We start from the raw sequence: 21672 nt of genomic DNA, 5'->3' as shown, positions 1-21672 counted from the left end.
GCAGGTCATGTCTGAGAACGTGCAGATGCCGGCCCTCGGCGAGTCCGTCACCGAAGGCACCGTCACCCGTTGGCTCAAGTCGGTCGGCGACACCGTCGCCGTCGACGAGCCGCTGCTCGAGGTCTCGACCGACAAGGTCGACACCGAGATCCCCTCGCCCGTCGCGGGCGTGCTCGAGCAGATCCTCGTCCAGGAGGACGAGACCGTGGAGGTCGGTACCGACCTCGCCGTGATCGGCGACGGTTCCGGCGGCGGCGACGCCGCGCCCGCCCCCGCCGCGGCCGAGGAGCCCGCCCCCCAGGCCGAGCCCGAGCCCGCGCCGGCCCAGCAGGAGGCCCCGGCCGCCGCCCCCGCGGAGCAGCCCGCCCCCGCCGCGGAGGCCGCTCCCGCCCAGGCGTCGGGCGGCGAGGAGATCACGCTCCCCGCGCTCGGCGAGTCCGTCACCGAGGGCACCGTGACCCGGTGGCTCAAGTCGGTCGGCGACACCGTCGAGGTCGACGAGCCGCTGCTCGAGGTCTCGACCGACAAGGTCGACACCGAGGTCCCCTCCCCCGTCGCCGGCACCGTCCAGCAGATCCTCGTCCAGGAGGACGAGACGGTCGAGGTCGGCACCGTGCTCGCGATCGTCGGCTCGGGCGCCGCACCGGCCGCCGCCCCCGCGGCCCCGGCCGAGCCCGCCCAGGAGGCCCCGAAGCAGGAGGCTGCCCCCGCCCAGGCTCCGACCGAGGCGCGCACCCCGGCGAGCGAGGCGGACGTCCCCGCCCAGGCCGCGCAGGAGGAGACGCCGGCCCCGGCCACGAGCGCCCCTGCTCCCGCGGCCGAGAAGCCCGCCGCGCCGTCCGCCCCGGGTGCGACCCCGGCCCCGGCCGCGAAGGCCGGCGGCACGTACCTCACCCCGCTCGTGCGCAAGCTCGCGGCGGACAAGGGCGTCGACCTGTCGACCCTCTCGGGCACGGGCGTCGGCGGCCGCATCCGCAAGGAGGACGTGCTCGAGGCCGCCCGCAAGGCCGAGGAGGCCAAGGCCGCGCCGGCAGCCGCCGCTCCCGCGGCACCTGCGGCCGGTGGTGCCCCGAAGAAGGCCTCCGTCCCGGCGGTCTCGCCGCTGCGCGGCACGACCGAGAAGACGAGCCGCCTGCGCAAGCTCGTGGCGAGCCGCATGGTCGAGGCGCTGACCACCCAGGCCCAGCTCACGACGGCCGTCGAGGTCGACGTCACGCGCGTCGCCGCCCTGCGCAACCGCGCCAAGGCGGACTTCAAGGCGCGCGAGGGTGCCAACCTCACGTTCCTGCCGTTCTTCACGCTCGCCGCGGTCGAGGCGCTCAAGGCCTACCCGAAGATCAACGCGACCTTCGCCGAGGACGAGATCACCTACCACGGCCAGGAGAACGTCGGCATCGCGGTCGACACCGAGCGCGGCCTCGTCGTCCCCGTGATCAAGGACGCGGGCGACCTCAACCTCGCCGGCATCGCGCGCAAGATCGCCGACCTCGGCGCGCGCACGCGTGCCAACAAGGTCGGGCCGGACGAGCTCGCGGGCGGCACGTTCACGATCACCAACACCGGCTCGGGCGGCGCCGTCTTCGACACGCCGATCGTCCCGGTCGGCCAGGTGGCGATCCTCGGCACGGGGACCATCACCAAGCGCGCGGTCGTCGTGACGGACGCGGACGGGAACGACACGATCGGCATCCGCTCGACGTGCTTCATCTTCCTGTCCTACGACCACCGCCTGGTCGACGGAGCGGACGCCGCGCGCTTCCTCACCACGATCAAGAACCGCATCGAGGAGGGCGCGTTCGAGGCCGAGGTCGGCCTCTGACGCTCCGCGCTCCCGACGCACGCCGCGAGGCCCCGACCACTACGGTCGGGGCCTCGCGGCGTTCCCGTGACCTGGCGCGGGCCGGGTGGCGGAGAAGTTCCCGGTCACGGGTGCGCGGGACGGTCGCGGCCCCGTAGCGTGGCCCCATGGACATCGTCGTGGCGGGCTCGCACGGATTCATCGGCGGCGAGCTGCTCGAGCGGCTGCGCGAGGACGGCCACCACGTGCGCCGGCTCGTGCGGCGTGCCCCGCAGACGTCCGACGAGCACGAGTGGGACCCGGACGCCGGCGTCCTGGACCCCGGCGTGGTCGAGGGGGCCGACGCCGTCGTGAACCTCGCGGGCGCAGGGATCGGCGACCACCGGTGGACGACCGAGTACAAGCGCACGCTGGTCACGTCCCGGACCCGGACCACCGGCCTCCTGGCCCGGACCATGGCCGGTCTCGACGCGCCGCCGCCGGTCTGGGTCCAGGGCTCCGCGATCGGCTACTACGGCGACCGGGGCGCGCAGGTGCTCACCGAGACGTCGGCGTCGGGTGACGGGTTCCTCGCCCGGCTGGTCCGGGAGTGGGAGGCCGCGACGGCGCCGGCCGAGCAGGCGGGCGTCCGCGTGGTGCACGCCCGGACGGGCATCGTGCTCTCCTCCGAGGGCGGCGCGCTCGGCCGGCTCCTCCCGCTGCTGCGGCTCGGCGTCGGCGGACGCCTCGGCCCGGGCACCCAGTACTGGAGCTGGATCACGCTGCGCGACGAGGTCGACGCGCTGCGCCACCTGCTCACCGCCCCCGTGCACGGGCCGGTCAACCTCTGCTCCCCCCACCCGGCGACCAACGCGGAGATCACCCGCGCGCTCGCGCGGGAGCTCCACCGCCCGGCCGCGCTGGCCGTCCCGTCCGTCGCGCTGCGCGTGGTGCTGGGCGAGCTGGCGTCCGACATCCTCGGCTCCCAGCGCGCCCTCCCGACCGTGCTCGAGGCGAGCGGGTTCACGTTCTCCGACCCCCTCCTCGACGACGCCGCCCGGCGGGTCGCGGAGCGTCGCTGACCTCCTGTCCCGACGGCCGGGCCGGGCCGAGACGAGCCGGACCGGGGCCCGCGACGGTGCGCGTCACCGCACCTCGGCGACACGCCACCCGTCGTCGGTCCAGCGGAGCACGAGCACGACGGTGGTCCGCGGCGTCGCGGGCACGTGCAGCTCGCCGTCGACCGTGCGCTGCCGGTGCGCGCTGACGGCGTAGTCGACCTCGACGACCGCGTCGGCGGGCTGCGTGCCCGTCCCGGCCGTCGCGGGTGACCGGTCGTCGGCGGGCCGGGCGTCGAAGACCTCCGCCCGCGCGTCGAGCACGTCCACGCCCTCGAGCGCCGCCAGCACCGCGGCGTCGCGCGCCTCCGCCGACGAGCCCGCGACCACCACCGACGACAGGTCGCCCGTGCCCTCGGTGAGCAGCGCGAGCCGGCGCGCCGTGAGCGCACGTGCGGCGCCGCCCGGATCGTCCGGGTCGAGCACCGCGCTCGCGGCGCCGTCCGGCTCGACGGCGGTCGTGACCGTGCCCGGCGCCTGCTCGCCACCGTCGGGCGCGGCCGTCCGCGACGGCCCCAGGTGCACCAGGAGCACCACGAGCGCCGCGCACCCGGTGAGGATCGCGAGGCTCGTGCCGACGGCGCGGACCGCCCGTCGCCGTCGTGCCCGGGCGCCGCGCCCACGGGACCGGGTCCCGCCACGCGCGGCGCTCCCGGCCGCCGTCGGCCCCTCGACGCCGGGCCGCACGGTCCGCCGACCACCGAACGCACCCGCCACGAGACGCGCGGCGTCGGGCATCACGACCGGTCGCGGCTCCACGGCGTCGTAGCAGCGCGCGGCGAAGGTCCCCGCCGCGGGACGCGCGGACGGCTCGTCGCGCAGCGCGACCGCGAGCTCGGCGTGCAGCGCCGCGAGGTCGCGCGCCTCGTCCGGGTCGCCGGTCGCGCGGTAGGACGGGTGGCTCGACGCGGGGGGCGGCACGAGGTCGAGCACGAGCCGGGCGAGGTCACGCACGTCGTCCGCGGCGGTCCCCCGCGCGGGCGCCAGCGCCGGGCGCAGGACCGCCCGCCCGCTCGGCGTGACGACCACCGACGCCGCCTCGAGGCTCCCGTGCGCACGCCCGTCCCGATGGAGCCGTGCGAGGCCCTGCGCGACCGGGACCAGCACCGTGACCGCCTCGGCGGCCCGGAAGGGCTCGCGGGCCGCCGCCAGCTCGTCGAGGCGCAGGCCGTCGACGTGGTCGGTGAGCACCACGAGCGACGACTCCCCCGCCTCGACGACACCACGCACCGCCACGACGTGCTCGTGCTCCTCGGCGAGGGCGTGCAGGTGCTCGACCAGCGCCGCACGAGCCCCCGGCTCCTCGGGGACCGCCAGCCGCGCGACCTCGCACACCGCGCCGACGTCGTCGTACGCGACGAACCCGCCGGTCGCGCCGGGCTCCCGCCGCACCGACCACCCCGCTGCCGCGAGCACGGGAACCAGGTCCGCGACGGACTCCACGGGCGGTCGCGCACGGCGCGACGTCGACGACGTCATGCCTCCATCACACCGCGTGCCGGACCTCGCCGTGCCGTTGTCCACAGGCCGGATCGCGGTGCGTCCTCGGCCGTGCGCGCCCGGTCCGGGCCCGGGCGCGCGGCTGACCGGGCCTGCGCCCGCCCCCGCCCGAGTGCGGTCAGACGTCGAGGAGGCGGCCCTCGCGGGCGCTGCGGCGGGCGGCGTCGAGGACCTCGGCGGTGCGGACGGCGTCGCGCGGGTCGACGGGGACGGGACCGCCGTCGAGGATCCAGGCCGCGACGGCGCGGTAGAAGTCGGCGTGACCGCCCGGTGCCTGCGCGACCGGCTCGCGCTCGCGACCGCGCGTGACCCAGCCGAGCGTGCCCTCGGGGGCGGCGTCGTCGAAGACCTCGAACGGCGACGCGTCGTTCTCGAACGTCGTGACGACGTACGCCCCGGCCGTCCCGAGCACGCGCGTGCGGGGACCGGGGGCACCGACGACGGAGCCGGCCCAGAGGCGGCTCACGACCGCGTTCCCGTCGGCGTCGGGCTCGTGGTGGAGCACGAGGAAGACGTCGTCCTCGGTGGGGGTGGTGTGCGAGCGCAGCTCCGCCCACACGCCGGTGACGCGCCCGAAGAGCTGGGTCGCGGAGTCGACGAGGTGCGGCCCGAGGTCGAGGAGCAGGCCGCCGCCGACGGGGTCGTTCTCCTTCCATCGCTGCTGCGGCACGGGGCGCCACCGCTCCCACCGCCGCTCGAACGTGTGCACGCGCCCGATCTCGCCGCGGTCGAGCACGGAGCGCAGGGTGAGCTGCTCGGGGTCCCAGCGGCGGTTCTGGAAGACGGTGAGGGGTGTGCCCGCCTCCTCGGCCGCGGTGACGACGGCGCCCGCGGCCGCGGCGCCGAGCGCGAGCGGCTTGTCGACGACGACGGGGACGCCCGCCCGGGCGAGCGCGGTGGCGTGGTCGGCGTGCAGGGCCGACGGGCTCGCGACGACGACCACGTCGTACGCGGCACGGTCGGCGAGGAGCGCGTCGAGGTCGTCGTGCAGGTGCACGTCCGGCCACTCCTCGACGGCGGCGGCGCGGCGCTCGGGCGACCGGACGACGACCGCCGTGACGACGTGCCCGGCCTCGCGGACGAGGCGCGCGTGGATGCCCCGCCCTGCTCCCCCGTACCCGACGATCCCGACCCTGAGCGTGCGTGCGGCGGTGTCCATGCCGACCAATCTAGCCGTGAGCGCGACCGGTGCCGGAGGCATCCGCCGGTGTGGTCCGAGCACCCCCGCAGACCTGGCAGAATGTGCGCGTTGGTCCGGTATGGAGCGCTGCGTACCGTCTCGCGCGGGTCGGGCCGAGAATCGGTTTCGGGAAGGTCGTCCCTTGAGCACCACGAGCCGCCGCGTCCCTCGTCGGAGCGTCCTGCGCTACGTCCTGATCGCCCTGGCGGTCGCCATCGTGGTCGCGAACGTGATCAACCAGCAGTCGGTCGCCGCCGACGACGAGCCGGCCCCGACCCCGGGCAGCGCGCTCGAGGCGCTGGCGGGGCTCGAGGTGAAGGGGCCCGGTCCGGACACGGGCTACGAGCGGGGGCTCTTCGGTCCCGCGTGGGCGGACGTCGACGGCAACGGCTGCGACACCCGCAACGACATCCTCGCGCGCGACCTCACCGACCTCACGTTCTCGACCCGGGGCGAGGTCTGCGAGGTGCGTACGGGCACGTTCCAGGACCCGTACACCGGCGAGACCATCGACTTCCGCCGCGGCAACGCGACCAGCATGGCGGTCCAGATCGACCACGTGGTCCCGCTGCTCGACGCGTGGCGCAAGGGTGCCCGCGCGTGGGACGAGGAGACGCGCCGGCAGTTCGCCAACGACCCGCTCAACCTCCTCGCGGCCGACGGCCCGGCGAACCAGTCCAAGGGCGCGCGCGACGCGTCCGCGTGGCTGCCCCCGAACCACGCGTTCCGCTGCCCGTACGTCGCGCGGCAGGTCGCGGTGAAGACCGCCTACGAGCTCGCGGTGACGCCGTCGGAGTCCGAGGCGATGGCGCGCGTGCTCGAGGACTGCCCGGCCGAGCCGCTCCCCGCGGGCTGACCCGGCTCCCCCGGGCCCCGGTCCGTGCGCCCGAGCGCGCTCGGCCACCAGGCCCGCCGGCCGACGTCGTGCACGAGCGCGGGCACGAGCAGCGACCGCACCACGAGCGTGTCGACGAGGACGCCGAACGCGACGATGAACGCGAGCTGGGCGAGGAACAGCAGCGGGATGATGCCGAGCGCGGCGAACGTCGTCGCGAGCACCACGCCCGCCGACGTGATGACCGACCCCGTGACCGCGAGCCCCCGCAGGACGCCGCGTCGCGTCCCGACCCGCAGGCTCTCCTCCCGCACGCGCGTCATGAGGAAGATCGAGTAGTCGACCCCGAGCGCGACGAGGAAGCAGAACGCGTAGAGGGGGACGGCCGGGTCGGCGCCCGGGAAGTCGAGCACGTGGTCGAACACGATCGCGGCGACGCCGAGCGCGGCGCCGAACGACAGCACGTTGGCGAGCATGAGCAGGACCGGCGCGACGACCGACCGCAGCAGCAGGATCAGGATCAGCAGGATCACGGCGAGGACGACCGGCACGATGACCCGCAGGTCGCGCTGGCCCGCGAGCTGCGTGTCGAGGCGCTCGGCGGCGGCGCCCCCGACCACCGCCTCGGGCGAGACCTCGTGCACGGCGTCACGGAGCGCCGAGACGGTCTCGACGACCTCCTGGCTGTCCGACGGCGCGGCGGTCGTGACGTCGACCCGCACCTGTCCGTCGACGACGAGCGGGTCGCCTTGCGCGGGTGCACCCGGCGCGGGGGCAGGCTGGTCGGTGACCGGCGTGGCCGTGGAGACGCCCTCGGTGCCCTCGGCGGCCGCGACGACCGCGTCGAGGTCCTCCTCGGGGGCGACCACGATCGCGGGCTGCGCGGAGACGCCCTCGAAGTGCTCCGTGAGCGCCGCCTCGCCGGCGACGGAGTCGACGTCCGCGAGGAACACCTCCGAGTCGCCGGTGCCGTCGGCGTCGAGGGTCGGGACGAACGCCGCGCACGCGGCGAGGACCAGCGCCGTGACGACCCACACGCGCCGGTCGTGCCGGCCGACGAAGCTCGCGACGCGCGACCACACGCCGTGGCCGTCGACGCGCACCGCGTCGTCGCTCTCGACCGTCGTGGGCCGGGCGCCCGCCGCGGCGCCGTCGTGCTGCGCGTGCGCGCCCTCGTACCGCGGCATGCGCGGCCAGAAGAGGCCGCGCGACCGCTGGCCCGCGACGAGCAGGAGCGCCGGGAGGAGCGTGAGGGCCGCGACGAACGCTGCGGCGATGCCGATCGCGGCGACCGGGCCGAGGCTGCGGTTGGACGACAGGTCGGACAGGAGCAGGCACAGCAGGCCCGCGATGACGGTCCCCGCGCTCGCCGCGATCGGCTCGACGGACGCGCGCACGGCGCGGCGCAGCGCCGTCGTGGTCGAGCGGACGAGGCGCAGCTCCTCCCGGTACCGCGCGACGACGAGCAACGAGTAGTCGACCGCCGCGCCGACGACGAGGATCGAGAGGATGCCCTGCGACTGCCCGTTGAGCGTGAGGACGTCTGCCGCGGCGAGGTGGTAGACGACGAGGCCCGCGAGCGTCAGCGCGAGCACGGCCGTGAGGATCACGAGGAACGGCAGGATCGGCGACCGGTAGACGATCGCGAGGATGACGAGCACGGCGCCCAGCGCGACGAGCAGGAGGACGGTGTCGATCCCCCCGAACGCGGTGACGAGGTCGGCGACGAACCCGGCCGGGCCGGTGACCCAGACGTCGAGCGAGGTGCCCGCGAGCCCGCCCTCGGACGCTCCCGCGGCGGCGAGGTCGCGCAGCGCGCCGACCGCGAGCTCGCTCACGCTGTCCTCGTCGGCGCCGATCCGGTCGGACGCGACGGACGCGTCGAGCGAGACGACGACGAGCGCCGCCTCGCCGTCCTCGGACGGCACGACGACGGGGTCGGCCACGGAGACGTCGCCGACGGTCGCCGGCTCGTCGCCCGACGTCCCGGCGAGCGGGGCGTCCGGGACCGCCTGGGCGTACGCGTCCAGCGCGGCGAGGTCCTCGGGCGTCAGGGCGCTGCCGTCGCCCGTCGTGGCGACGACGAGCGCGGGGAGGGTCTCGGAGTCGGTGAACTCCTGGGCGACCTCGGCCGCGCGCGTCGACTCGGCGCTCGCGGGGAGGAACGCGGCGGCGTCGTTGGTCTGCACGCTGCTCAGGCGACCCTGGGCCTGCCCGCCCAGCGCGCCGATCGCCATCCACAGACCGATGACTGCGACAATGATCAGCCCGCGGAGGAACCCGCCCGTCCTATTGCTCAGCATGCTGAGGAATGGTGCCATGGCGGAGGGAGGAATGCACGGTGGAGCACGCGTCGAGCAACGGCAGCACCGGGCGGTACGCCGGCCCGGACGTCGGCGACCCCACACCCACCGACCCCCAGGAGTGGGCCACCGGCCGCCTCCTGTTCGCCGTCGCGCGTCGCATCGAGAAGGAGTGGAACGCCCACCTCGGGCAGTGGGACCTCAACCATGCGGGCTTCCCCGTGCTCATGCACCTGCTCGCCGGACCTCGCTCGCAACGGGTCCTCGCCGAGGAGTCGGGCGTGACCGAGCAGACCATGAGCCGGGTCGTCGCGCGGCTCGAGCGCTCCGGGTACGTGACCCGCACCGACGACCCCGCCGACCGCCGCCGCCGCGCCGTCGCGATCACCGCGGCCGGGCGCGAGGCGGGCCTGGCCGCCGCACGACGTCGTCCCGCCGAGGAGCTCGCGACCCGCGGTCTCGACGACGCGCAGGTCGCGGCGCTGCGGGACGCCCTCCTCGCCCTGCTCGAGACCCTGCCCCGCGCACCCCACGACGAGGGCTAACCTGAGCCGATGGACCTGCTCGCGCTGCCCGGGATCACGGAGTACCACGAGGCCTGGGACCTCCAGCGCGCGGTGCACGACGACGTCGTCGCGACCACCCGCCCGGACACCCTGATCCTCGTCGAGCACCCCTCCGTCTACACCGCCGGCCGCCGCACGCGCCGTGACGAGCGGCCCGACGACGGCACCCCCGTCGTCGACGTGGACCGCGGCGGGAAGATCACGTGGCACGGCCCGGGCCAGCAGGTCGCCTACCCGATCGTGCGCCTCGCCGAGCCGGTCGACGTCGTCGCGTACGTACGCGCGCTCGAGGAGGCCGTCATGGGCGTGTGCGCGCGGCTCGGCCTCGCGACGATGCGCGTCGAGGGGCGCAGCGGGGTCTGGGTCGCTGCCGACGCGACGCGCCGCGAGCGCAAGGTCTGCGCGATCGGCGTGCGCGTCGCGAAGGGCGTGACGATGCACGGCCTCGCCCTCAACTGCGTCCCCGACCTCTCCCGCTTCGACCGGATCGTCCCCTGCGGCATCGAGGACGCCGACGTGACGTCGCTCACCGCCGAGCTCGGGCGCGACGTCACGCTCGCGGAGGTCGCGCCGCTGCTCGTCGCCGCGCTGGAGGACGCGCTCGTGCCGCTGCTCGCCGCGAGCGTGCCCGACGACGCGCGCCTCGCCTCCCCGCAGGACGCGCTCGCGGGCTAGGCTGGGGGCTCCAGGGAATCCTCGCGCGCCGGAGTACGGGTGGGTCGGCGCGCGGTAGGACGTACCCCGAGGACCTGGACCGCATGACCGCCACCGCGCGCCCGACGGCGCGCACCCGCACGACCCCACCCCTCCCGGAGCCGCCCCGCTCGGCACCACCCGGCTCGGGCGCGCCGGCGCGCAGCGGCTACGCCCGCCTGCCGCAGCTCGCCGGGCGCGCGTTCCTCCCCGTGGCGTTCCTCGCCCGGCTCCCGTTCTCGATGCTCACCATCGGGACCCTGCTCCTCGTGTCGTCGACGACCGGGTCCGTCGCGCTCGGCGGGCTCGCCTCGGCGGCGACGGCGCTCGGCACGGCCCTCGGCGGCCCGGCCCAGGGCGCTCTCGCCGACCGCGTCGGTCAGCGCCGGGTCCTGCTCGTCGCCGTCCCCGTCGCGACGCTCGCCGTGCTCGGTCTCGTGCTCTCCGCTGCGGCGCCCGGGGCGACGGCCGCCGTCCTCGCCGCGGCGGCGGTGACGGGGGCGAGCGCACCGCAGGTCGGTCCGCTCGCGCGCGTGCGCTGGCTCCGGCTCGCCGCCGACGAGCCGCGCACCGTCGAGGCCGCGATGAGCTACGAGAGCACCGCCGACGAGGTGAGCTTCGTGCTCGGCCCCGCGCTCGTCGGCGTCCTCGCGTCGGCCGGCTCGCCGCAGGTCGCGGTCCTCGTCGCCGCGGGCGGCATCGCCGTCTTCGGGACCGCGTTCGCTCTCCACCCGACGGCCCGCGCGACCCTCCACGCCTCCCCCACCTCGTCCGACGCGGGCACGGGCACGACGAGCGCGGCAACCGCCGTCGGGACGGTCGCGCTCGTGCGGCGCGAGGCCGTCGTGCTCGTCGGGATGCTCGCGATGGGCCTCCTGTTCGGCGGGACGCAGGCCGCGCTCACCGCGCTCACCCGCGACGCGGGCGTCCCCGGGAGCGCGGGCCTCGTCTACGCCGTGATGGGCGTGGGCTCCGCCGTCACCGCGCTGTCAGTCGTCGCGCTCCCCCGCCGGTGGGGTCTGCGCAGCCGGTGGATCACGTTCGCCGCCGGCCTCGTGGCCGGCACGCTCGCCCTGCTCCTCGCCGCCGCGAGCAGCTCGCTGACGGCCGTCGTCGTCGCGGTCGCCGCGACCGGCCTGTTCGTCGGGCCCGTCATGGTCACGGTGTTCACCGTCGCGGGCGACCGCGCGCCCGCCGGGCGGACGGCGTCGGCCATGACGCTCGTGGCGAGCGCCAACGTCGTCGGCGTCGCGATCGGCGCGTCCGGCGGCGGCGCGCTCGCCGACGCGGTGTCGACGACGAGCGCCTTCGCGCTGCCGGTGGTCGCGGCGGTCCTGCTCGTCGTGACCGGGGTGTCGCTGACGTCACGTCCACAGGGTGGTCCGCGAGCGGGAGACGCCGCAGGCGAGCGCGTAGTCTGACCGGAGTCCGGCGTCGTACCCGGGCGCGCGCACCCGAACGGTGCGCCGCCCACCTGCCTGCTCGGCGCGACGTCGGCGCTCACTCGCCACGACGACCGGGAGACACCCGTGACGATCGCACCTGAAGGACGGCGCATGCTGCGGGTCGAGGCCCGCAACGCCGCGACGCCGATCGAGAAGAAGCCCGAGTGGATCAAGACCCGCGCGACGATGGGTCCTGAGTACTCCGAGCTCAAGGGCCTCGTGAAGCGCGAGGGCCTGCACACGGTCTGCGAGGAGGCGGGCTGTCCCAACATCTTCGAGTGCTGGGAGGACCGCGAGGCGACGTTCCTCATCGGCGGCGACCAGTGCACGCGGCGCTGCGACTTCTGCCAGATCGACACGGGCAAGCCGGCCGACTTCGACGCGGACGAGCCGCGCCGCGTCGCGGAGTCCGTCCAGGCGATGGGCCTGCGCTACTCGACGATCACGGGCGTCGCGCGTGACGACCTGCCCGACGGCGGCGCCTGGCTCTACGCGGAGACCGTCCGCCAGATCCACCAGCTCAACCCGGGCACCGGCGTCGAGCTGCTCATCCCCGACTTCAACGCGATCCCCGAGCTGCTCGACGAGGTGAACGACTCGCGGCCCGAGGTGCTCGCGCACAACCTCGAGACCGTGCCGCGCATCTTCAAGCAGATCCGTCCCGGCTTCCGCTACGAGCGCTCGCTGTCGGTGCTCACGCGGGCGCGCGAGGCGGGCCTGGTGACCAAGTCGAACATCATCCTCGGCATGGGCGAGACGATCGACGAGGCCAAGGACGCGCTGCAGGACCTGCACGACGCCGGCTGCGACCTCGTGACGATCACGCAGTACCTGCGCCCGTCGCTGCGGCACCACCCCGTGGACCGCTGGGTCAAGCCCGAGGAGTTCGTCGAGCTGTCCGACGCCGCGGAGAAGATCGGCTTCCTCGGCGTCATGTCGGGCCCGCTCGTGCGGTCGTCGTACCGTGCGGGGCGTCTGTGGGGCCAGGCCATGACGCGCCGCGGCATGGAGATCCCGGCGGCGCTCGCGCACCTCGCCGAGCCGACGACGTCCCGCCAGGAGGCCGCGAGCCTGCTGGCCCGCTCGCCCCACTAGACTGACCGGCATGGCCCGCAAGAACTCGGACAGCACCGGCGCGCCCGCCGCCGGCGAGCAGGTCGCGAAGCAGAAGAAGCCCAAGAAGCAGCGCTGGTACCACCAGGTGTGGGCCGCGTACCAGATGACGCGCAAGCAGGACCCCGCGGTCACGTGGGTCATGCTCGGCGTGTTCGTCGGCATCCTCGCCGTCGCGCTCGGCATCGGCCTGTGGTGGGGCCAGTGGGTCTACACGCTCATCGTCGGCATCCCGTTCGCCGCGCTGGGCGCGATGTTCGTCCTCACCCGCCGTGCGGAGCGCGCGGCGTACCAGCAGATCGAGGGCCAGCCCGGCGCGGCGCGCGCCGCGCTCGGGACGATCCGTCGTGGCTGGACGTTCGACGAGGAGCCCGTCGCGATCGACCCGCGCACGCAGGACCTGGTGTTCCGCGGAGTCGGTCGCGCCGGCGTCGTCCTCGTGAGCGAGGGCCCGGCGCACCGCGCGAAGCGTCAGCTCGACGCCGAGCGCAAGCGCGTCGCGCGTGTGCTGCCGAACGTGCCGATCACGACGATCCAGGTCGGCGACGAGGAGGGCCAGGTCGCCCTCCCCAAGCTCCCGCGCGCCGTCCAGAAGCTCAAGCCGTCGCTCACCAAGCCGGAGACGGCGGAGGTGTCCAAGCGCCTGCGCGCCCTCGGGGTCTCGCGCCTGCCGATCCCCAAGGGCATCGACCCGACGCGCGCCCGCCCCGATCGCAAGGGCCTCAAGGGTCGCTGACGGACCTCCTCCTGCACGACGACGCCCGGCCGGGCGAGGCTCGCTCCTCACCGGCCGGGCGTCGTCGTCCCGGGTGACCTGCTGGTGCCGGGCGACCCGCTGAGCGGGACGCGGGTCGGAGCCGCCGTCAGGTGCGGACCAGGACGGTGCCCGCCGCGCGGTCGTGGAGCCCGCGCCCGTCGGCGTCCCACACGACCGCGGGGATGACGAGGCACAGGAGCACGGTGCGCAGCGCCCCGCGGCCGATGCCGACCATGCGGGCCGGCTCGGCGAGACGGCGGACCCGCATGCCCATCACGCGGTGCCCGACCGTGAAGCCCAGCGTGCTCACGAGCAGGACGTTCTCGATCGCGAACACCAGCGGCTGCGACCACACCGGCAGCGCGGAGATGCCCTCGAAGAAGCCCGGCACGGCGGGCCGGAAGAAGAGGAACGCGACGAGCGTCGCGAGCACCCAGTCGATGACCAGCGCGACGACGCGCCGTCCCAGGGTCGCGAGCGAGCCCGGTCCGTCGGGCGGGAGGCCGAGCCGCGCGCCGCGACCGCCCTGCTGACCGCCCGGGGTGCCCTCGAGCCACGAACCCATGTCCTCGCGTGAAACCACGGGACCAGGGTACGTGCCGGTCGGTGGACGACCTCGACGGTTCCGGCACCCACGGCGGTATCGTGCCGAACGGCACACCGCCCGCCGGCGGCTGCCGCGTGCCCTCGTGTAGCACGAACGTCACACGGGGACGCGGGACGTAACACGACCGAAACAATGGGTACACGGCGGGGAAACCGCCTCGGCCTAGGTTCGTGGGCGCCACGTCAGCGGCAGGTTCGCCGCGCAGCCCGACGGCACCACCCGATCAAGGAGCAACGGATGTTCAACAACGCGGAGGAGGCAATCGCCTTCACGCGGAACGAGGGCGTCGAGTTCGTCGACGTCCGGTTCTGCGACCTGCCCGGCATCATGCAGCACTTCAACATCCCCGTCTCGCAGTTCGACGAGTCGGCGTTCGAGGACGGCCTGATGTTTGACGGGTCGTCGATCCGCGGCTTCCAGGCGATCCACGAGTCGGACATGAAGCTCGTGCCGGACGTCAAGACCGCGTTCGTGGACCCGTACCGCAAGCGCAAGACGCTCGTCGTGAACTTCTCGATCGTCGACCCGTTCACGGGTGAGCCGTACTCGCGCGACCCCCGCAACATCGCGGCAAAGGCCGAGGCGTACCTGCGCTCCACCGGCATCGCCGACACCGCGTTCTTCGCGCCCGAGGCCGAGTTCTACCTCTTCGACGAGGCCCGCTTCGCGACGAACCAGCACTCCAGCTTCTACTACCTCGACTCGATCGAGGCGGCGTGGAACACGGGCCGCGAGGAGGAGGGTGGCAACCTCGCGTACAAGACGCGCTACAAGGGCGGCTACTTCCCCGTCTCCCCGTCCGACCGCTTCGCGGACCTGCGCGACGACATGTGCGCGACGCTGGAGCAGGTCGGCCTCGAGGTCGAGCGCGCGCACCACGAGGTGGGCACCGCCGGCCAGCAGGAGATCAACTACCGCTTCAACACGCTGCTGCACGCGGCCGACGACCTGATGAAGTTCAAGTACGTCATCCGCAACGAGGCGTTCGAGGCCGGCAAGTCCGTCACGTTCATGCCGAAGCCGATCTTTGGCGACAACGGCTCGGGCATGCACTCGCACCAGTCCCTGTGGAAGGACGGCAAGCCGCTGTTCTTCGACGAGAAGGGCTACGGCGGTCTCTCCGACCTCGCGCGCTGGTACATCGGCGGCCTGCTCAAGCACGCCCCCTCGCTGCTCGCGTTCACCAACCCGTCGGTGAACTCCTACCACCGCCTGGTCCCCGGCTACGAGGCCCCGGTCAACCTGGTCTACTCGGCCCGCAACCGCTCCGCGTGCATCCGCATCCCGGTGACCGGCTCGTCCGCCGCCGCGAAGCGCGTCGAGTTCCGCGTCCCGGACCCGTCGGCCAACCCGTACCTCGCGTTCGCCGCGCAGCTCCTCGCCGGCATCGACGGCATCAAGAACCGCATCGAGCCGCCGGAGCCGATCGACAAGGACCTCTACGAGCTGCCGCCCGAGGAGCACGCGCAGATCGCCCAGGTTCCCGCGTCCCTCGGCGAGGCCCTCGACGCGCTCGAGGCCGACCAGGAGTACCTCACCGAGGGTGGCGTCTTCACGCCCGACCTCATCCAGACGTGGATCGACTACAAGCGCACCAACGAGATCGACCCGATCCGCCTGCGCCCGCACCCGCACGAGTTCGAGCTCTACTACGACATCTGATCGGCGGGCCTGACGGTCCTCCGGAGGATGACCGTGAACGGCGTCCGACCTGCACCTCTCCAGTGCCGGCCGGGCGCCGTTCCGCCGTGCGCCCGCAAGTGTGACGACGACGTGCCAGCGCTCAGAGCCCGTCCGTGCGAGGCGAGAGCCACGCGGAGAACCGCTCGCGCAGAGCGTCCCGTGCCTCGACCGTGGGTGCGATCACATCCGCACCGCCGTCGTACGGCGCGTACACCCAGTCGACGGCGTCGTCGGTGATCACGAACACGTCGGTGTCTTCTGGTGCTCGCCGGAACCACGGGTCGAGCTCCGCACGCGTAGCAGGGAGACGGCGGACGAACGCCGATGCCGTGATCGCTTCGTTCTCCTCGTCGGCGGTCGTGTCGTCGACGAACGCTCGCCAGAAGGGCCAGGTGCTCGAGATCCTGCGGAACTCGCGCGACGCGCGGAACCTCCCCTGCCCGTCCCACCTCAGCAGGACGACGACGACCTCGTCGCTCGATCCGCGGAGTGCCGCGAGCACGTGGTGGTGACGATCGAGCAGGATCCTTGCCTCTTCCTCGCTGTCGGCATATCGCTTCGAGTAGGGAAGGCTGTGGAACCGCACCCAGCGCTCGGCGAGATGCTCCCGAAGGGACCACGACGCGGGAATCGCCCTTCCAGCCCGACGCTCCCAGGCGTTCCCGAGCGCTTCCCAGGACGGATCGGGCTCGGGCATCCGGAACCCGAGCAAACCGGCGACGGCTTCCTCACACCTCCCGAGCAGGAAGCGGACCGTGCCGTGCAGGTGCGCGGCCCGAGCGATGGAGCGCTTCACTCCCCCGCCCTCCACCGACCCGCGCGACGTTCCCTCGCCACGTGCCGGACCTTTCTCGACATCCCGTGCTCGGCGAGGTCGTCGAGGACGACGTCAGCAGGGACGCGCTCGACCAGCTGTCGCTGGCACCACAGAGTGAGGTCGGGAAGGTCGCCGACGATCGACCGGGGTCGAGCGACGAGGTCACGGATCAGCGCCCATTCCCGGAGTCGCCGTTCTGCGAATGCTCTTCCAGGCGATGCCCCGAGACCGTCGACCCAGGAGCGGCCCTCGGCGATGTCGACGTGCTGGAGGACGTCCACGACGACGACCCGGGCCATCTCGTCGCCCTCGACGACCGCCTCCTTGAGCAGCGGGCGGAGGCCCTCACGCGGGACGGCGCCGGCGTAGACGTGCCACCGGCCGTGCTCGTCGTCGGGGTCGACGTCGCTCGTGCCCAATCCCTCGGCAAGGAGACGGAGAAGGTCTCGGCCACGCGGAGTCACTCCCGGTCCTCCGGTTGTCTGAGGAGCTCGTCGCCTTCGTCGCTGCTCAGAACCCAATGCGCCTCGCCACGCACCGCCCTGTCCGGAAGGGCCCGGTCTTCAGCGGTCCCCTCGGTGTCGGCGAACTCGGGGAAGTCGCCCACGACGAAGAGCTTCTCGGCGGCTGCGCTTCTTCCTGTCTCGGACGTCACGGTGCCCAACCTAGCCGCGGCTCGGCGGCACACCGAGTGCTTTCGCCCGTCGCCCCTGTGATCTTCTGCCCGGGTCAAGAGGCCCCCAGAAGTCCTGGTTGTCAGGCACACACGTCGCGCGCTAGTTTGTGAGCGGCGGTAACGATGCCGCCCACAGGAGCAGGGGGATTCATGACCACACCCTTCCGGCGCGCCCTCACGGCCGTCGCGTCCGCGCTGGTGTCGACCGTCGTGGCGGCGTCGCTCGCCGCTCCGGCGAGCGCGTCCGCGGCGTCCGCGACCGCCGACCCGTCCGCGAGCGCCGCGTGCGCCGCGACCTGGTCGGCCACGACGGCGTACTCGGGCGGCCAGACGGCGTCGCACCACGGTCGGAACTGGACGGCCCGCTGGTGGACCCAGCGCGAGACGCCGGGGTCGACGAGCGTCTGGATCGACGCGGGTCGGTGCACCGGGGGCGGGGACGACTTCGTCGTGAGCCGCGAGGAGTTCGACGCGATCTTCCCGAACCGGCACCCGTTCTACACGTACGACGGGTTCGTCGACGCGCTGGGCGCCTACCCCGCGTTCGCGAGCACGGGCACGCCCGAGACGCGGACGCGCGAGGTCGCCGCGTTCCTCACGCACGCCGACTTCGAGTCGGTCGGGCTGCGGTACGTGAAGGAGATCAACGAGGCGAACTACTGGATCAAGTGTGACTACTCCCAGCCGTTCGGCTGCCCCGCCGGCCAGACGGCGTACTACGGTCGCGGGCCGATCATGTTCAGCTGGAACTTCAACTACAAGGCCGCGGGCGACGCGCTCGGGATCGACCTGCTGAACGACCCGTGGCTGGTCGAGGAGGACCCGTCCGTCGCGTGGCAGACGGCGCTCTGGTACTGGAACACGCAGAACGGCCCCGGGGTGATGACGTCGCACCAGGCGATGGTCTCGGGTTCCGGGTTCGGCCAGACCATCAACTCGCTCAACGGTGCGCTCGAGTGCGACGGCGGCAATCCCGCCTCCGTGCAGTCCCGGGTGGACCGGTACGTGCGCATCACCGAGGTCCTGGGCGTCGCCCCGGGCTCGGGTCTGTACTGCTGACCGGGTCGTCCCGCGAGCGGTGAGGCGGGTGCGGTGCGCGCAGGGGGCGCACCGCACCCGCCTGTCAGTGTGCGGCAGGGACCGCTGCGGTCTCCGCGACGGTCGCGAGCACGTGGGCCGTCGGCAGCCCGGAGCGCGGGCGGAACCCGGCGTACTGCTCGGCCGCGGCCCGCGCGCACTCGTCCTGGTAGGCAGGTCCGCCGCCGAGGTACACCGCCATCTCGGCGCGCTTGCCGGGGACGTTGCCGCCGACGAACCAGGCGCCGGCCTTCTTGCCCTCCTCGTACATGACCGTGGCCCGGCCCGCGCGCTCGGTCTCCTCGTACCACCACTCCTCGGCCTCGCGCGTGGCCTCGAGCTGCGCGACGCCGTTCTCCCGCGCGTACGCGAGCGCACGCTGGAGCCACTGGGCGCCGCGCTGCACCGGCACGGTGAGGTTGGACAGCGGCGTCTGCGGCCCGAGCGACAGGAAGAGGTTGGGGAACCCGTGGACGGAGATCCCCAGGTAGGTCCGCAGGCCGTCCCGCTCCCACCGCTCGCGCAGCGTGACGCCCTCGCGCCCCACGACGTCGAACGCGGTGAGCGCGCCGGTCATGGCGTCGAACCCGGTCGCGAGCACGAGCACGTCGAGCTCGTGCTCGACCTCTCGCGACCCGTCCACCGAGCCGACGACGACGCCGCGCGGCGTGACCCGCGCGATCGGGTTCGCGAGGACGTCGACGAGCTCGACGTTCTCCCGGTTGTACGCGGCGTAGTAGCCGTGCCCGGTGGGCGGGCGCTTGCCCATGAACGTGTAGGTGGAGGGGCTGAGCGCCTCGGCGGTCCGGGGGTCGGTGACGATCTCGCGGATCTTGCCGCGCAGGAACTCGGACGCGAGCGCGCTCGCCTCGGGGCTGGAGACGAGGTCGGTGAAGCACTCGTTGGCGAACCGGAAGCCCCCGGCCTCCCACCGTGACTCGAAGACCCGACGGCGTTCCTCGGCGTCGACCTCGAGCGCGGACCGCGTCGGGATCTCCATCGGCACACCGAACGGGTGCTGGGCCGCGCGCTCGAAGACGGCGTCGTAGTCCGCCCGCAGCGCGGCGAGCTCGTCGGCGGTCACGGCGGGGCTCGTCGTCTCCAGGACGTAGTTCGGGGTGCGCTGGAAGACCGTGACGTGGGCCGCCTGAGCGGCGAGCTCCGGGAGCATCTGGATCCCGGAGGCGCCGACGCCGATCAGCCCGACGCGCTTGCCGGACAGGTCCACCCCCTCGTGCGGCCACCTCGCCGAGTGGTACGCGGGCCCGGCGAAGGTGTCCAGCCCAGGGATGTCGGGGTACACGGGGCGGGACAGCAGCCCGGTCGCCGACACGAGGTAGGTGGCCCGGAGCGTCGACCCGTCGGCGAGGGTGAGCGTCCACAGGTTCGTGGCGTCCGAGTGCTCGGCCCGCTCGACGGTCGTGCTCAGCCGGATGTCGCGCCGCAGGTCGAGCCGGTCGGCGACGAAGTCCAGGTAGGCGCGGATCTCCTCGCCGCGCGGGTAGCGCTCGCTCCAGTCCCACTCGTCCCGTACCTCGCGGGAGAACGAGAACGCGTACGCGAGGTACTCCGAGTCGGTGCGCACGCCCGGGTACCGGTTGGCCCACCACGTCCCGCCGACTCCTCCGGCGGCGTCGACCACGAGGACGGAGAGCCCGACCTCCCGCAGATGGTGGAGCATCGCCAGCCCCGAGAAGCCCGCCCCGATCACGACCGCGTCGTAGGTCCCGCCGCCGCTCGCCACATCGCCCATGCACCGCTCCCCTGTCTCAGGTCCGTCCGGACACCGCCGGGCTGACGGCCCGCGCGATGCGGTATACCGTCCCACGCACGGGGGCTTCCTGCCACGGCGGGCCGGCCTCCGACCAGACTGGTCAGAACGGCCAGACGAGCGGCACGTAGAGGACCGCGGCGGCGAGGAACACGACCGCGAGGGGGAGGCCCAGACGCCAGTAGTCGCCGAACCGGTAGCCGCCCGGCTGCAGGACCATGAGGTTGACCGGTGTGGCGATCGGGGTGAGGAAGGCTGCGGCGCCGGCGACCGTGAGCGCCATCATGAACGGCTGCACGCTCACCCCGAGCGTCTGGGCGAACGACACCGCGACCGGCGCCATCACGAGGACGGTCGCGACGTTGGAGATGAACTGGCCGAGCACGAGGGTGAGCACGCACACGACGAGCAGCGCGAGGTGCGGGGAGCCGCCGCCGGTGACGCGGAGCACGACGTCCGCGATCGCGTCGGCCGCGCCCGACGAGACGAACGCCGCGGACAGCGGGATGAGGGCCGCGATGAGGACGACGGTGTCCCACGAGATCGCGCGGAACGACTGGGGCACGGTGACCACCCGCAGGAGCACGAGCGCCCCGGCCGCGAGCAGGCCCGCGATCACCGGCGGGACGACCCCGGTCGCGAGGAGCACGATCGTCACGACCAGCACCGCGAGGCAGCGCCGCCAGCCGCGTCCCAGCGGGACGCCGCGCTGCAGGCTCCGCGGGGAGTCGACGGCGATCACGTCGGGCGACTGGGTGTACCGGTGGAGCGCGTCCCACGGTCCGCGCACGAGCACGGCGTCCCCGGGCTGGAGGATCATCGGCCCTGCGGGGGCCTCGGACTCGGGGCCCGTGGTGCTGCCGTCGCCGCGGCGGATGGCGAGCACGACGAGGCCCTCGTCCCGCGTCGTCATGCCGGGGCTCACCCGCCGCCCGGCCAGGGACGAGCGCGGCGCGATGAGCACCTCGACCACTCCCGTGCCGCCGGTGAAGAGGCGGCCGGTGTCGAGCTCCGCGGGGTAGCTCTCGCGCCACGAGCGCACCCGATCGCGCGGGTCGGCCGTCGTCTCGGCCAGGTGCTCGGGGACGCGCTCCGGCAGCAGGCGGTCCCCGAGGGTCACGACGAGGACGGCCGTCGCGAGGACGAGCGGGATCCCGACCAGCGCGAACTCGAAGTAGCCGAACTCCTGACCGCCCGCCTCGGCCGCGGCCTCGGAGACGATGATGTTCACCGGCGTCCCGGTCAGCGTGAGGAGCGAGCCCGCGCCCGCGGCGAACGCGAGCGGGACGAGCATGCGCGAGGGGACGATGCCGGCCCGGGCGGCGGCCACCACCGCGACCGGGAGCAGCGCCGCGACGGCGCCGTTGATGCTGATGACCGCCGCGAGGAGCGCAGCGACGCCCACCATCAGCGCGAGCAGCCCGGCCCGCCCCAGGGACGCGCGCCGCTCGAGCCACTGCCCGATCCATGCGGTGATGCCGGTGGAGTCCAGCGCGTCGCTCAGCACGAACAACGTCGCGATGAAGAGCACGATCGGGTCGCTGAAGCCGCTCAGCGCGGCGTCGAGCGGGAGCACGCCCGTCGCCCAGAGCGCGACGGGCACGAACAGCGCGACGACGACGAGAGGGAGCCGGTTGGTCATGAAGCCCACGACCGCCAGCGCCAGGATCACGAACGTCGCGACCAGCGGATCGATCATGGGCACCCCCTGGGACGTCAGGATGCCACACGACCCTCGTCCCGGAGACCACCGA

The 21672-nt window shown here is 73.9% G+C and carries 19 protein-coding genes; 10 read left to right on the top strand and 9 right to left on the bottom strand.

Features of this window, described 5'->3' with window-relative positions; translation table 11 throughout:
- Positions 1-7: 7 nt before the first annotated feature.
- Together sucB and ACZ402_RS06850 are read left to right on the top strand one after the other, a co-directional pair.
- Entirely contained in the window at positions 8-1819 is a 1812-nt protein-coding gene (gene sucB, locus ACZ402_RS06855; protein WP_375824699.1) for a 2-oxoglutarate dehydrogenase, E2 component, dihydrolipoamide succinyltransferase, read from the top strand.
- 146 nt (positions 1820-1965) lie between these two features.
- Complete coding sequence (locus ACZ402_RS06850; RefSeq protein WP_375824700.1) at positions 1966-2859, top strand: TIGR01777 family oxidoreductase; 894 nt, start codon at positions 1966-1968, stop codon at positions 2857-2859.
- A gap of 63 nt (positions 2860-2922) precedes the next feature.
- Here the strand turns inward: ACZ402_RS06850 and ACZ402_RS06845 are convergent, their stop codons facing one another.
- Both ACZ402_RS06845 and ACZ402_RS06840 read right to left on the bottom strand, forming a co-directional pair.
- On the bottom strand, positions 2923-4374 hold the full coding sequence (locus ACZ402_RS06845) for a serine/threonine-protein kinase (RefSeq protein ID WP_375824701.1): 1452 nt from the start codon (positions 4372-4374) through the stop codon (positions 2923-2925).
- Positions 4375-4513: 139 nt separating this feature from the next.
- Positions 4514-5554 carry a Gfo/Idh/MocA family protein gene (locus ACZ402_RS06840; RefSeq protein ID WP_375824702.1) on the bottom strand — a complete coding sequence of 347 codons (1041 nt, stop codon included), beginning with the start codon at positions 5552-5554 and terminating at the stop codon, positions 4514-4516.
- A 163-nt stretch (positions 5555-5717) separates the two neighbouring features.
- Between ACZ402_RS06840 and ACZ402_RS06835 the strand changes: the two genes are divergently transcribed.
- On the top strand, positions 5718-6431 hold the full coding sequence (locus ACZ402_RS06835; RefSeq protein ID WP_375824703.1) for an HNH endonuclease family protein: 714 nt from the start codon (positions 5718-5720) through the stop codon (positions 6429-6431).
- On the opposite strand, the gene ACZ402_RS06830 is transcribed toward ACZ402_RS06835, so the two are convergent.
- A complete protein-coding gene (locus ACZ402_RS06830; protein ID WP_375824704.1) occupies positions 6344-8713 on the bottom strand; it encodes an MMPL family transporter in 2370 nt (789 codons plus the stop codon). The genes ACZ402_RS06835 and ACZ402_RS06830 overlap by 88 nt on opposite strands.
- Positions 8714-8751: 38 nt before the next feature.
- Here ACZ402_RS06830 and ACZ402_RS06825 point away from each other — a divergent pair, with 38 nt between their 5' ends.
- The 5 genes from ACZ402_RS06825 (at position 8752) to ACZ402_RS06805 (ending at position 13266) form a co-directional block, all read left to right on the top strand.
- A complete protein-coding gene (locus ACZ402_RS06825) occupies positions 8752-9258 on the top strand; it encodes a MarR family winged helix-turn-helix transcriptional regulator (protein WP_375824705.1) in 507 nt (168 codons plus the stop codon).
- A 9-nt stretch (positions 9259-9267) separates the two neighbouring features.
- Positions 9268-9954 carry a lipoyl(octanoyl) transferase LipB gene (gene lipB / locus ACZ402_RS06820; protein ID WP_375824706.1) on the top strand — a complete coding sequence of 229 codons (687 nt, stop codon included), beginning with the start codon at positions 9268-9270 and terminating at the stop codon, positions 9952-9954.
- An 83-nt stretch (positions 9955-10037) separates the two neighbouring features.
- Complete coding sequence (locus ACZ402_RS06815; protein ID WP_375824707.1) at positions 10038-11393, top strand: MFS transporter; 1356 nt, start codon at positions 10038-10040, stop codon at positions 11391-11393.
- Between the two features lie 108 nt (positions 11394-11501).
- Positions 11502-12512 (top strand): lipoyl synthase, encoded by a 1011-nt coding sequence (gene lipA / locus ACZ402_RS06810; RefSeq protein WP_375824708.1) that lies wholly within the window; start codon positions 11502-11504, stop codon positions 12510-12512.
- A 10-nt stretch (positions 12513-12522) separates the two neighbouring features.
- The gene (locus ACZ402_RS06805) at positions 12523-13266 is read left to right on the top strand and encodes a DUF4191 domain-containing protein (RefSeq protein WP_047233940.1); all 744 of its coding nucleotides are present in this window, start codon (positions 12523-12525) and stop codon (positions 13264-13266) included.
- A 127-nt stretch (positions 13267-13393) separates the two neighbouring features.
- Here the strand turns inward: ACZ402_RS06805 and ACZ402_RS06800 are convergent, their stop codons facing one another.
- Positions 13394-13870, bottom strand: coding sequence for an RDD family protein (locus ACZ402_RS06800; protein WP_253050147.1), 477 nt, complete (start codon positions 13868-13870; stop codon positions 13394-13396).
- Between the two features lie 261 nt (positions 13871-14131).
- Here ACZ402_RS06800 and glnA point away from each other — a divergent pair, with 261 nt between their 5' ends.
- Positions 14132-15556 (top strand): type I glutamate--ammonia ligase, encoded by a 1425-nt coding sequence (gene glnA, locus ACZ402_RS06795; RefSeq protein ID WP_375824710.1) that lies wholly within the window; start codon positions 14132-14134, stop codon positions 15554-15556.
- A 121-nt stretch (positions 15557-15677) separates the two neighbouring features.
- Here glnA and ACZ402_RS06790 read toward each other — a convergent pair whose 3' ends face one another.
- Genes ACZ402_RS06790 through ACZ402_RS06780 form a run of 3 tightly spaced genes read right to left on the bottom strand, consistent with a single transcriptional unit; the run spans position 15678 to position 17049 of the window.
- Complete coding sequence (locus tag ACZ402_RS06790) at positions 15678-16373, bottom strand: DUF3885 domain-containing protein (protein ID WP_375824711.1); 696 nt, start codon at positions 16371-16373, stop codon at positions 15678-15680.
- Positions 16370-16813 carry a hypothetical protein gene (locus tag ACZ402_RS06785; protein WP_375824712.1) on the bottom strand — a complete coding sequence of 148 codons (444 nt, stop codon included), beginning with the start codon at positions 16811-16813 and terminating at the stop codon, positions 16370-16372. Before ACZ402_RS06785 ends, ACZ402_RS06790 begins: the two co-directional genes overlap by 4 nt.
- Before the next feature lie 41 nt (positions 16814-16854).
- On the bottom strand, positions 16855-17049 hold the full coding sequence (locus tag ACZ402_RS06780; RefSeq protein ID WP_375824713.1) for a hypothetical protein: 195 nt from the start codon (positions 17047-17049) through the stop codon (positions 16855-16857).
- A gap of 171 nt (positions 17050-17220) precedes the next feature.
- On the opposite strand from ACZ402_RS06780, the gene ACZ402_RS06775 reads away from it, so the two are divergent.
- Positions 17221-18129: a glycoside hydrolase family 19 protein gene (locus ACZ402_RS06775; RefSeq protein WP_375824714.1), complete on the top strand. Its 909-nt coding sequence runs from the start codon at positions 17221-17223 to the stop codon at positions 18127-18129.
- A gap of 64 nt (positions 18130-18193) precedes the next feature.
- Here ACZ402_RS06775 and ACZ402_RS06770 read toward each other — a convergent pair whose 3' ends face one another.
- Positions 18194-19900 carry a flavin-containing monooxygenase gene (locus ACZ402_RS06770; protein ID WP_375824715.1) on the bottom strand — a complete coding sequence of 569 codons (1707 nt, stop codon included), beginning with the start codon at positions 19898-19900 and terminating at the stop codon, positions 18194-18196.
- Between the two features lie 121 nt (positions 19901-20021).
- Positions 20022-21617, bottom strand: coding sequence for an SLC13 family permease (locus ACZ402_RS06765; protein ID WP_375824716.1), 1596 nt, complete (start codon positions 21615-21617; stop codon positions 20022-20024).
- Positions 21618-21672 lie beyond the last annotated feature (55 nt).

It is taken from the genome of Cellulosimicrobium sp. NPDC030954, assembly GCF_055571305.1.
The sequence above is the reverse complement of the archived record's forward strand: the minus strand, read 5'-3'. Positions and strand labels throughout refer to the sequence as shown.

Excerpts from the sequence above, each read along its gene's own strand:
- ACZ402_RS06815 (WP_375824707.1), top strand. The coding sequence starts at position 10,038 with ATGACCGCCACCGCGCGCCCGACGGCGCGCACCCGCACGACCCCACCC.
- ACZ402_RS06775 (WP_375824714.1), top strand. The coding sequence starts at position 17,221 with ATGACCACACCCTTCCGGCGCGCCCTCACGGCCGTCGCGTCCGCGCTG.
- lipB (WP_375824706.1), top strand. The coding sequence starts at position 9,268 with ATGGACCTGCTCGCGCTGCCCGGGATCACGGAGTACCACGAGGCCTGG.
- ACZ402_RS06840 (WP_375824702.1), bottom strand. The coding sequence starts at position 5,554 with ATGGACACCGCCGCACGCACGCTCAGGGTCGGGATCGTCGGGTACGGG.
- glnA (WP_375824710.1), top strand. The coding sequence starts at position 14,132 with ATGTTCAACAACGCGGAGGAGGCAATCGCCTTCACGCGGAACGAGGGC.
- ACZ402_RS06850 (WP_375824700.1), top strand. The coding sequence starts at position 1,966 with ATGGACATCGTCGTGGCGGGCTCGCACGGATTCATCGGCGGCGAGCTG.
- ACZ402_RS06765 (WP_375824716.1), bottom strand. The coding sequence starts at position 21,617 with ATGATCGATCCGCTGGTCGCGACGTTCGTGATCCTGGCGCTGGCGGTC.
- ACZ402_RS06805 (WP_047233940.1), top strand. The coding sequence starts at position 12,523 with ATGGCCCGCAAGAACTCGGACAGCACCGGCGCGCCCGCCGCCGGCGAG.
- ACZ402_RS06845 (WP_375824701.1), bottom strand. The coding sequence starts at position 4,374 with ATGACGTCGTCGACGTCGCGCCGTGCGCGACCGCCCGTGGAGTCCGTC.
- ACZ402_RS06830 (WP_375824704.1), bottom strand. The coding sequence starts at position 8,713 with ATGCTGAGCAATAGGACGGGCGGGTTCCTCCGCGGGCTGATCATTGTC.
- ACZ402_RS06770 (WP_375824715.1), bottom strand. The coding sequence starts at position 19,900 with ATGGGCGATGTGGCGAGCGGCGGCGGGACCTACGACGCGGTCGTGATC.
- sucB (WP_375824699.1), top strand. The coding sequence starts at position 8 with ATGTCTGAGAACGTGCAGATGCCGGCCCTCGGCGAGTCCGTCACCGAA.